Below are 4223 nucleotides of genomic sequence, written 5' to 3'. Positions count from 1 at the left end.
CGTCTATCCCGACCACCATCACGTCGCCGAGGAAATCTACATTCCGCTGACCGGCGGCACCGAATGGCGCATGGGCGAGAGCGGCTTTTGCATGCGTACGGCCGGCGAGGTCGTTCATCACGCTTCCAACGTCAATCACGCCATGCGCACGGGCAAAGACCCGTTGCTGGCGCTGTACATCTGGCGCGGCGGGCCGTTGGCGCAGAAATCCGATATCACCGGAACCGTGGCGCAGGGCAGGGACTGATGGCCAAAGCGATCATGCTGCAAGGCACGGGTTCCGACGTGGGCAAGACCGTGCTGGTCGCCGGCCTCTGCCGCGCGGCAAAAAAGCGTGGGCTGAAGGTGCGGCCGTTCAAGCCGCAGAACATGTCGAACAATGCCGCCGTCGCCGAAATTCCAGGTGACAACAATGCCGGCGGCGGTGAGATCGGCCGCGCGCAATGGCTGCAGGCGATCGCTTGCGGTGTCGCGCCATCGGTCCACATGAACCCGGTGCTGCTGAAGCCGCAGACCGATGTCGGCGCGCAGGTCATCGTGCAGGGCAAAATGTTCGGGGAAGCGCGGGCGCGCGACTACCAGGCGATGAAGGGCCGGCTGATGGACGCCGTGCTGGACTCCTGGGGCAAGGTCGGCGAGGGCGCCGATCTGGTCATCGTCGAGGGCGCCGGCTCGCCGGCCGAGATCAACCTGCGCAGCCGCGACATCGCCAATATGGGCTTTGCCACGCGCGCCGACGTGCCCGTGGTGCTGGTCGGCGACATCGATCGCGGCGGCGTCATCGCTTCGGTGGCCGGCACGCATCTGATCCTCCCGGAAGAGGACCGGCGCATGATCGCCGGCTACCTCATCAACAAGTTCCGCGGCGACGTTTCGCTGTTTGACGACGGCCTGAAGTCGATCGAGACATTCACGGGCTGGCGCTGTTTCGGTGTCGTTCCGTGGCTGAAGGCGGCGGCACGCTTGCCTTCGGAAGATTCGGTGGTGCTGGAGCGGCTGGCGTCCGGCGAAGCGCGCGCGCTGAAGGTGGCGGTGCCGATGCTTGGCCGCATCGCCAATTTCGACGATCTCGACCCGCTCAAGGCTGAGCCGCAGGTCGAGGTGGTGTTCGTGCCGCCGGGAAAGCCGCTGCCCGCCGATGCCGGGCTGGTGGTCATTCCAGGCTCGAAGTCGACAATCGGCGATCTCTTGAAATTCCGCGAGAACGGTTGGGATCGCGACCTTCTTGCGCATCGCAAGCGCGGCGGCCATGTCGTGGGCATTTGCGGCGGCTTCCAGATGCTCGGCCGCATGGTGCGCGATCCCGACGGCATCGAAGGCAGCGTCACCGAAGCCGAAGGGCTCGGCCTGCTCGACATCGAAACGGTGATGGAGCCGGAAAAGACGGTGCGCAACGTCAGCGCCCGTTCGGTGCCGTTCGACCTGCCGCTCGAAGGCTATGAAATCCATCTCGGCCGCACCACCGGGCCGGATACGCTGAGGCCGTCTGCAGTCATCAATGGCATCGATGACGGGGCAGTGTCGGTCGATGGCAAGGTGATCGGCACCTATATGCACGGTCTGTTTGGCGCCGACGGCTTTCGCGGAAGATTCCTCGAAAGCCTCGGCATCAAGGGCGGCGGCATCGATTACCGAGCCGAGGTCGAGCGGGCGCTGGACGAGGTCGCAGCCGAGCTGGAGACCCATCTCGACTGCGACGCGATCTTTGCACTGGCGCGGTAATTCGCGGTTGGCTCAGCCCTTGTCGCCTGCCTTCGGCCAGTAGGTACCGAAGGACCAGACGTTGCCTTCCGGGTCGCGGCAGATGAACTCGCGGCTGCCATAGTCGCGGTTGGTCAATTCCTGGATGATCGTGGCGCCAGCCTTCCTGCCCTTGGCATAGGCGGCATCGGCATCATCGACGGCGATGTAGATCGACTTGCCGCCGCCTGAGCCGGGTTCGCCGACCATCTTGCCGTAGTCGTCGTCGCGCACGGTGCCCAGCATGATCATCGAGGAGCCGAAGACCAGTTCGGCATGGTGCACGACGTCGCCTTCGCCATAGCGGGCCCGGACGCTGAAGCCGAAGGCTTCGCCCAGCCAGTCGATCATCTTTGCCGCGTTCCTGTAGCGCAAGGCGGGGTAGAGGCGGGGCGCTTCGGTGGTGGTGGTCATGTCGATCTCCTTCAGTGGGGTTGGTCGATGCCCCACTGTGGGTAAAGGCCGTTCCGGCGTCTTGAAGAAATGTTACCTGGCCGAGATTCCGGTTGGTGTCTCGCCGGCGAGGTCGCGGAATTCGCGTACCAGATGCGCCTGGTCGGCATAGCCGCAATCGGCTGCGATATCGGCCCAGTCGACGGCCTGCTGCCTCGACAGGCCGAGCGCGCGGTTGAAGCGGACGATGCGCGACAGTGTCTTGGGGCCCATGCCGATGGCGTTGGAAAAACTGCCGGCGAGATGTTTGCGGCTCCAGCCCAGCCTTTCGGCGATCGATGCAATGCGGGTCCGGCCGCCGGATGTGATGATGCGGTCATAGGCCCAGGCGATTTCAAGTGGCGTCTCGGCGGCCTTCTCGAGACGGGCGGTGACGAAGGCTTCGGCCATGTCGAAACGCGTCGTCCAATCCGGCGCATTGCCCAGCCATTCACGCAGCGCCAAGCCCTGAGCGCCAAGCACGTCGTCGAGGACGACCATGCTGTCTGTCAGTTCGCTCATCGGCAGGCGGAAGAAACGGCGTGCGCCAAGCGGCGTGAAGTTGACCTGGACGCAGCAGGCGCCGCCGAAGGATTCGATCACCACCGGTCCGGCAAAGAGGCCGGCGGCGAAACTGGCGAAGCGGTCATTGTCGCCGGGCGCCTTGCCGAGGCCGATGGCGAAGGGTTCGGTGAAGCTGATGACCAGCGGTACGGTGAGCGACGCATATTCGACGTTGCGCATATGGCCGGGCGCCATTTCGCGATAGCCGCAAATGTCCGACACAATGCCCTGAAGTCGAGGATCGGGCAGGCGCCGGCGCATCTCAAACCGCCCGGCGACGGACCGGTCCTGCTCTTGCTGGGGTTGCATCTTGACTGGCATCGGCCATCCTCGCGCCAGTCAAATCTAACAGACCAAGGGCCGGAATCAAAAGCGCCCGGCTTTTGGCCGGGCGCTCCTCGTCCCCACTTCAAGGGAAATGGTCAGGCGCCGCGCATCAAGCAGCCGCCGGCAAGCACGATGAAAGCAATAAGCACGATCCACGCCGATGCGAGTGGAATGAATGAGAGAACGCCAAGCGCGGCGAGAACGCCGATGATGGCGATAACAACGGAGATGATAAAAACGATCTGGGTAGGTGCGCTAAGATTCATGTCTGCCTCTCCAACATGATTCGAACAGCGGCATCCTATCAGGGCGCGGGATCACACACCAATCAAGGCCCGCAGCGGGTTCGCCGGGTCAGCCAGCAGCTTCACAGCAAGCGCCAGGCATACGATCACCAGCAGCGGCTTGATCAGTCTTGCGCCGATGCGCATGGCCAGGCTGGCGCCGACGCGAGCGCCGAGGAACTGGGCGACGCCCATCATCAGACCGATCTTCCAGTAGACGACGCCGAAGGCCGCGAAGACGATGAAGCCGCCGATGTTGGAGGCGAAGTTGAGCAATTTGGTATGCGCCGTCGCCTTGAGCACGCCGTAGCCGGCAAGTGCCACGAAGGCCAGCATGTAAAAGGAGCCGGCGCCTGGCCCGAACAGGCCATCGTAGAAGCCGATGGCGGGCACCAAGGTCAATCCAAACAGGAACGGCGACAGGCGCTCGGCGCGGTCGACATCGTTCATGTTGGGCTTGAACGCGAAGTAGAGCGCGATGGCGATCAGCACGATGGGCAGGGCAGCCCGCAGTATGTCACCCGGCACGATCGTCGCCAGCAAGGCGCCGATGGCGCTGCCGACAAGGGCCAGAAGCGCCGACGGCAATTGCCGGCGCAGGTCGACATGACCCTTCGACGCGTAGTGGATGGTCGCCGAGCCCGAGCCGAACATGCCTTGCAGTTTGTTGGTGGCGAGCGCCTGGACCGGCGTGAAGCCGGCAAGCAGCAGCGCCGGCACTGTGATCAGCCCGCCGCCGCCGGCGATCGAATCGACAAAGCCCGCAGCAAAAGCGGCGAAAGCGAGCATGGCGACGGTCTGGATACTAAGGTCGATCATCTGATGTATGGAGGTGTCCGGCCGGCTGAAATATCGAGCGTTCGACCACGGCCGCCC

General features: G+C 64.1%; 6 protein-coding genes. 2 read left to right on the top strand and 4 right to left on the bottom strand.

Translation table 11 applies throughout. The annotated features are described in order from the left end of the window. Both EN994_RS20290 and EN994_RS20285 read left to right on the top strand, forming a co-directional pair. A partial coding sequence (locus EN994_RS20290; protein ID WP_245466052.1) for a dimethylsulfonioproprionate lyase family protein occupies positions 1-247 on the top strand: 247 nt, incomplete at its 5' end. Continuing rightward, entirely contained in the window at positions 247-1722 is a 1476-nt protein-coding gene (locus EN994_RS20285) for a cobyric acid synthase (RefSeq protein WP_063168186.1), read from the top strand. The genes EN994_RS20290 and EN994_RS20285, both read left to right, overlap by 1 nt. A 12-nt stretch (positions 1723-1734) precedes the next feature. On the opposite strand, the gene EN994_RS20280 is transcribed toward EN994_RS20285, so the two are convergent. From EN994_RS20280 to EN994_RS20265, 4 genes are all read right to left on the bottom strand, one after another. Further along, positions 1735-2154 (bottom strand): VOC family protein, encoded by a 420-nt coding sequence (locus EN994_RS20280; protein WP_063168185.1) that lies wholly within the window; start codon positions 2152-2154, stop codon positions 1735-1737. 72 nt (positions 2155-2226) lie between these two features. Next, entirely contained in the window at positions 2227-3057 is an 831-nt protein-coding gene (locus EN994_RS20275; RefSeq protein WP_127307755.1) for an AraC family transcriptional regulator, read from the bottom strand. Positions 3058-3158: 101 nt separating this feature from the next. Next, a complete protein-coding gene (locus EN994_RS20270) occupies positions 3159-3329 on the bottom strand; it encodes a hypothetical protein (protein WP_082826471.1) in 171 nt (56 codons plus the stop codon). 51 nt (positions 3330-3380) lie between these two features. Continuing rightward, positions 3381-4166: a TSUP family transporter gene (locus tag EN994_RS20265; protein ID WP_013531213.1), complete on the bottom strand. Its 786-nt coding sequence runs from the start codon at positions 4164-4166 to the stop codon at positions 3381-3383. Between the last annotated feature and the right edge of the window lie 57 nt (positions 4167-4223).

Source organism: Mesorhizobium sp. M7A.F.Ca.CA.002.09.1.1 (assembly GCF_003998555.1).
Taxonomy (GTDB): Bacteria; Pseudomonadota; Alphaproteobacteria; order Rhizobiales; family Rhizobiaceae; genus Mesorhizobium; species Mesorhizobium ciceri.
The sequence above is the reverse complement of the archived record's forward strand: the minus strand, read 5'-3'. Positions and strand labels throughout refer to the sequence as shown.